General features: G+C 62.3%; 7 protein-coding genes. 6 read left to right on the forward strand and 1 reads right to left on the reverse strand.

The features are described 5' to 3' along the window. The 6 genes from EN984_RS20170 to EN984_RS20195 all read left to right on the forward strand — a co-directional run. Window positions 1-2019: hydantoinase B/oxoprolinase family protein (locus EN984_RS20170; protein ID WP_206517448.1), on the forward strand; the 2019-nt coding region annotated here is incomplete at its 5' end. Window positions 2020-2093: 74 nt separating this feature from the next. Continuing rightward, window positions 2094-2288 (forward strand): hypothetical protein, encoded by a 195-nt coding sequence (locus tag EN984_RS20175; protein WP_127271246.1) that lies wholly within the window; start codon window positions 2094-2096, stop codon window positions 2286-2288. 133 nt (window positions 2289-2421) lie between these two features. After that, window positions 2422-3720 (forward strand): DUF3419 family protein, encoded by a 1299-nt coding sequence (locus EN984_RS20180; protein WP_127271244.1) that lies wholly within the window; start codon window positions 2422-2424, stop codon window positions 3718-3720. Next, window positions 3717-4400, forward strand: coding sequence for a class I SAM-dependent methyltransferase (locus tag EN984_RS20185; protein WP_127271461.1), 684 nt, complete (start codon window positions 3717-3719; stop codon window positions 4398-4400). Before EN984_RS20180 ends, EN984_RS20185 begins: the two co-directional genes overlap by 4 nt. Before the next feature lie 110 nt (window positions 4401-4510). Next, complete coding sequence (locus tag EN984_RS20190; RefSeq protein ID WP_127267190.1) at window positions 4511-4807, forward strand: type II toxin-antitoxin system RelE/ParE family toxin; 297 nt, start codon at window positions 4511-4513, stop codon at window positions 4805-4807. Window positions 4808-4816: 9 nt separating this feature from the next. Beyond that, window positions 4817-5125: a HigA family addiction module antitoxin gene (locus tag EN984_RS20195; RefSeq protein WP_023813159.1), complete on the forward strand. Its 309-nt coding sequence runs from the start codon at window positions 4817-4819 to the stop codon at window positions 5123-5125. 18 nt (window positions 5126-5143) lie between these two features. On the opposite strand, the gene EN984_RS20200 is transcribed toward EN984_RS20195, so the two are convergent. Continuing rightward, window positions 5144-5780 (reverse strand): serine hydrolase (locus EN984_RS20200; RefSeq protein WP_164765546.1); only part of this gene is annotated, 637 nt, incomplete at its 5' end.

A 5780-nucleotide genomic window follows, 5' to 3' on the forward strand; every position in this document is an offset into this window, starting at 1 on the left:
CAGTTCGGTTTCGTCTATGACGACAAGCCGATGATCGTCGAGACCGTCGGCGTCGAAGGCACCGACACCGGCGGTACCGGGCGCGACGAAACTGAATCACGAACCGAAGACCTTGCCGTAAACCCTTCGCAAACCCGCGAAATCTTCACCGAGGGAGAGTGGCGCACTTCACCCATCTTCCGCCGCGAAGCGCTGAAACCGGGAAACAGGGTTGCCGGACCTGCCTTGATTATCGAGCCTAACCAGACGATCGTCATCGAGCCGGGCTGGCTGGCCGAAATCACCGCCAGGAACCATGTGCTCCTGCGCCGTGTCGAGAAAAAGCGCCGGCAGGCAGCGCTCGGCACGGAGGCCGATCCGGTCATGCTGGAGGTCTTCAACAACCTGTTCATGTCGATCGCCGAGCAGATGGGCGTGACGCTGCAGAACACCGCCTATTCCGTCAACATCAAGGAAAGGCTGGATTTTTCCTGTGCAGTCTTCGATCGCACCGGCGCACTGGTCGCCAATGCGCCGCACATGCCGGTACATCTCGGCTCGATGGACCGCTCGGTCGAAACCATCATCCGGCTGAATTCCGGCGACATCCACCCCGGCGACGTCTTTGCCCTCAACGCGCCCTACAATGGCGGCACGCATCTGCCCGACATCACCGTGGTGACGCCGGTGTTTTCCCTCCCCCTCGAGGGGAGGGTGGCCGCGCAGCGGCCGGGTGGGGTCCTCTCAGAAGGCACCGCAAGAGCGTCGAACCCGGTCGATCCGACCCCCTCCGCCGCCGTCGGCGGCACCTCCCCCTCAAGGGGGGAGGAAATCCTGTTCTGGGCCGCCTCGCGCGGCCACCATGCCGATATTGGCGGCACCGCACCCGGCTCGATGACGCCGCTCGCCACCACGGTCGACGAGGAAGGCGTGCTGTTCGACAATTTCCGCATCGTCGATCGCGGAAAATTCCGCGAGAAGGAGCTGGAAACGCTGCTCACCGACCACCGCTATCCGGCCCGCAATCCGCACCAGAACATCGCCGACCTCAAGGCGCAGATCGCCGCCAACGAGAAGGGCGTCGCGGAACTGCGCAAGATGGTCACGCATTTCGGCCTCGATGTCGTCGAGGCCTATATGGGCCATGTCCAGGACAATGCCGCCGAAAGCGTGCGCCGCGTGCTGGAGCGGCTGCCCGACAGTTCTGAGTATGAGTACCCGACCGACACCGGCCAAATCATCAAGGTGAAGATCACGGTCGACCGGCAAAAGCGCGAGGCGACCGTCGACTTCACCGGCACCTCGCCGGTGATGAAGAATAATTTCAACGCGCCGGAACCGGTCGCCCGAGCCGCCGTGCTCTATGCCTTCCGCGTCATGGTCGAGGACATGATCCCGATGAATGCCGGGTGCCTGCGGCCAATCAACATCATCATTCCCGATGGCTGCATGCTGAAACCCGCCTACCCCGCCGCGGTCGTCGCCGGCAATGTCGAGACCTCGCAGCATGTCACCAACGCGCTGTTCGGCGCCATGGGCGCCATGGCCAACGCGCAAGGCACGATGAACAACCTGACCTTCGGCAACAAGATCTACCAGTACTATGAGACGATCTGTTCCGGCTCGCCGGCCGGCCAGATGAACTCGGGCCGCGGCTTTGCCGGCACCTCAGGCGTCCACACCCACATGACCAATTCGCGCCTCACCGATCCCGAAGTGCTGGAACTGCGCTTTCCCGTACTGCTCGAGGATTTCCACATTCGGGAAAATTCCGGCGGCAAGGGCAAATGGAACGCCGGCGACGGCACCAAGCGCACCATCCGCTTCCTCGAAAAGATGGAATGCGCCATCCTGTCCTCGCATCGCAACCGGCCGCCGCAAGGGCTGGATGGGGGCGGCGATGGCGAGGTCGGCTCGACCAAAGTCCGCCGCAAGGACGGCACAATCGACATGCTGAAAGCCTGCGACCAGACAGTGCTGCAGGCAGGAGACGCCGTCATCCTGACGACGCCGACGCCGGGCGGGTTCGGAGGGCAATGACGAATGCTTGCCGGGCGCGGACATGGCGAGCCAGAGGCGGGCGCATGTCCGCAATATTCTGAGGAGAAGTCGCCATGTCCATCGTGAAGAACATTCCTGCCTACCCGAGCAAGACCTTCAACGACGGTTATCTCGATGGATACCAGTCACTCAAGCCCGGCATCGTCCCCTCAATGCCTTCCTACAGCAAGGTGCCAATCGGCCTCACTCCGTATCAATGGGGCTTCACACTTGGAGAGGATGACGCACGTGCAACTGGTTCGCAGTAAGGGGTGTGTTCGCGGCGGTATCATGGGCTTCGATAGTGCGCAAGTTGATGCCAGATGAAGTTGCGCGGCGGTATCAACTGATTTTACGCGCCACCTCTGTCAGGAGGCGTCAACAGGCTGTCACCGGCTTGTCATGACCCTAGGCTACCCGCTTGCGGCAAAGCAAATGGGGAATCATCTTGCCATGACGGACGTTTCCGCAGATCTGGTTTTTCGCCGCGGCAAGGAAGTTGGAAAGGCCGTCTACCAGAACCGCCCGCTGTCGAAGGCCGGCATTTCGGAGCGGCTGTTCGCCTTCCTGTTCTCCGGCCTCGTCTATCCGCAGATCTGGGAAGACCCCGATGTCGACATGGAGGCGATGCAGCTTGGCCAGGGCCACCGCGTCGTCACCATCGCCTCGGGCGGCTGCAACATTCTGGCCTACCTCACGCGCTCGCCGGCCCGGGTCGACGCCGTCGACCTCAACACCGCGCACATCGCGCTGAACCGCATGAAGCTGGAGGCGGTGCGCCATTTGCCATCGCAGGGCGACCTGTTCCGCTTCTTCGGCGCCGCCGACACCAGCCACAATTCGAAAGCGTATGACCGTTTCATCGCGCCGCATCTCGATCCTGTCAGCCGTCACTACTGGGAGCGCCGCAACTGGCGCGGCATCAGGCGCATCACTGTGTTCGACCGCAATTTCTACCAGACCGGCCTGCTCGGCCTGTTCATCGCCATGGGCCACCGCACGGGAAAATTCTTCGGCGTCGACCCCTCCGGCATCATGCAGGCCAGGAACATCGGCGAGCAGCGCCGATTCTTCAACGAGGAGCTGGCGCCGGTCTTCGACAAGAAGCTTTTGAGATGGGCGACGTCGCGCAAGGCTTCGCTGTTCGGCCTCGGCATTCCACCGGCGCAGTATGATTCGCTGATCACGTCGGGCGACGGCACCATGGCCAGCGTGCTGAAAGCCCGGCTGGAAAAACTCGCTTGCGATTTTCCACTGGAGAACAACTATTTCGCCTGGCAGGCCTTCGCCCGGCGCTATCCGAACCCCGGCGAGGCCGCCCTGCCCGCCTATCTCGAAAAACAGAATTACGAGACCATCCGCGGCAATGTCGACCGCGTCGCCATCCACCATGCCAATCTGATCGAATTCCTCGCCGGCAAGGATGCAGGCTCCGTTGATCGATTCGTCCTGCTCGACGCGCAGGACTGGATGACCGACGATCAGCTCAACGCACTGTGGACGGAAATCACCCGCACCGCTTCCGCAGGCGCCCGCGTCATCTTCCGCACCGCCGCCGAGCCCAGCCTGTTGCCGGGCCGTGTCTCCAGCTCGCTGCTTGACCAGTGGGATTATCAGGACCAAGCTTCGCGCGAATTTTCGGCCCGCGATCGCTCGGCCATCTATGGCGGCTTCCATCTCTACGTGAAGCGCGCCGCATGAGCACCAGCGAGTTGCCGGCCAGCCCCGAATTCAAGGCCAACCATGCCGAACTGATGGACGGCGTCTACCGCTGGCAGCGCCACATCTACGACCTGACACGCAAATACTATCTTCTCGGCCGCGACCGGCTGATCGCGGGGCTCGATGTGCCCGCCGGCGGTACCGTGCTGGAACTCGGCTGCGGCACCGGCCGCAACATCATCCTGGCTGCCCGCCGCTATCCCGATGCCCGCTTCTACGGCCTCGATATCTCGGCCGAAATGCTGGAAACGGCCGGAAAGGCGATCGATCGCGAGGGCCTGTCCGGCCGCGTCGTGCTGGCAAGGGGCGATGCCACCGATTTCGATGCCCGTGCACTCTTCGGTGTCGAACGCTTCGACCGTGTCTTCGTGTCCTATTCACTGTCGATGATCCCCGGCTGGGAAAAAACAGTATCGGCAGCGCTTGCCGCCCTGTCGCCGAACGGTTCGCTGCACATCGTCGATTTCGGCCAGCAGGAAGGCCTGCCTGGCTGGTTCCGGGCGCTGCTGCGCGGCTGGCTGAAAAAGTTCCACGTCACGCCGCGTGAATCGTTGCGCGAGGTGCTGGAATCAGAATCGCGGCGAACCGGTGCAAGCTTCCGTTTCCGCACGCTTTATCGCGGCTATGCCTGGCTGGCGGTTATCAAGATCACTTCCTGAATATTGCCGTGGGAAAGGCACATAAAGGCGAAGCAGCCACGATCCGTTGGATCAACGTTGCCTTATGACCCCGAGAGCGGTACACTATCTCACATGCATGGAAGCATGTGGTGATCATCGGCTTCAGGGATGAATGGCTGCGGGCCTTCTTCGTGGAAGACACCCATTCTCGCAACATTCCGTCCGATCTCGAAAGCCGTTTGTTCCGCAAGCTCCAGATGATTGACGACGCGATGATCGATCAGGATTTGCGTGTGCCGCCCAGCAATCATTTCGAGAAGCTGCGCGGCATTCTCGAAGGCTTCCATTCAATACGCGTCAACAAGCAATGGCGGCTGATCTTCCGCTGGGACGGCGGCCGCGGTGAGGCGTCGGACATCTATCTCGACGACCACAGCTATAGATGAGGTGAGAACATGTTGATGACCGCACGCAAGCCGGCAACGGTTGGCGAAATTCTCACGGAAGAATTCATGCAGCCGCTTGGCCTGACGCAGGCGGCTTTGGCCGAGGCGATGGGGGTCCAGCGCAAGCATGTGAACGAATTGTGCAACGACCGCCGCAACGTCACGGCGGCGACCGCGCTTATTCTGGCGCGGGTGTTCGGCAACAGCCCGGACTTCTGGTTGAACGTCCAGCGCCGCAGCGATCTTTGGCAGGTCATGAACTCGCCCGACGAGCGGGCGCGAGTTGACCGCGCCAAGCCATTGGCGACAGCTGCATAGCAAAGAGTTTGCGCCGCGCTAATGCAGCGCCTTGATCAGCGCCCCCACCATCGTCTGCGGCCGGTAGCCGAGTTTGGCAGGCGTCAGCCCCAGCCGCACCACCACCAACTGCTCCGAAGGGATGATGGCAACCGTCTGCCCGTCATGGCCTTCCATCCAATACGTGTCCTTGGGCAGGCCTGCCGCGACGCCGGCGCCGGGGTTTTCCTCATCGCCCGGGGCCTCGATCCACAACTGACCCTTGCCGTAGACCTTCGAGGCGGATGCCGGCTCGCGCATCCAGTCGACGAAACCGGTTGCCAGGATCTGGTTGCCGTTCCACACCCCGCCCTGCAGCAGGAACTGGCCGAAGCGCGCCCAGTCATGCGCGGTTGCGTAGAGATAGGACGAGCCGACGAAAGTGCCCTGCTCGTCGGTCTCTAGCACCGCGCTATGCATGCCAAGCGGCTCGAACAGGGCCGTGCGCGGCCATGTCAGCGCCTTGGCCTTGTCGCCGATCGCGTGCTGCCAGAGCCGCGACAGCATCACCGCCGTACCGCTCGAATAGGAAAACACCTTGCCGACCTCGGCCGCCAGCGGCTTTGATTCGGCAAAGCCCGCCATGTCAGGTTCGAGATAGAGCATGCGCGTGACGTCGGCGACGTCGCCATAATCC

This window comes from Mesorhizobium sp. M7A.F.Ca.CA.004.12.1.1 (assembly GCF_003997835.1).
Taxonomy (GTDB): domain Bacteria; phylum Pseudomonadota; class Alphaproteobacteria; order Rhizobiales; family Rhizobiaceae; genus Mesorhizobium.

Bases quoted from the DNA above. Each gene is read 5' to 3' on its own strand.
- EN984_RS20175 (WP_127271246.1), top strand. From the start codon at position 2,094: ATGTCCATCGTGAAGAACATTCCTGCCTACCCGAGCAAGACCTTCAAC.
- EN984_RS20180 (WP_127271244.1), top strand. From the start codon at position 2,422: ATGACCCTAGGCTACCCGCTTGCGGCAAAGCAAATGGGGAATCATCTT.
- EN984_RS20185 (WP_127271461.1), top strand. From the start codon at position 3,717: ATGAGCACCAGCGAGTTGCCGGCCAGCCCCGAATTCAAGGCCAACCAT.
- EN984_RS20195 (WP_023813159.1), top strand. From the start codon at position 4,817: ATGTTGATGACCGCACGCAAGCCGGCAACGGTTGGCGAAATTCTCACG.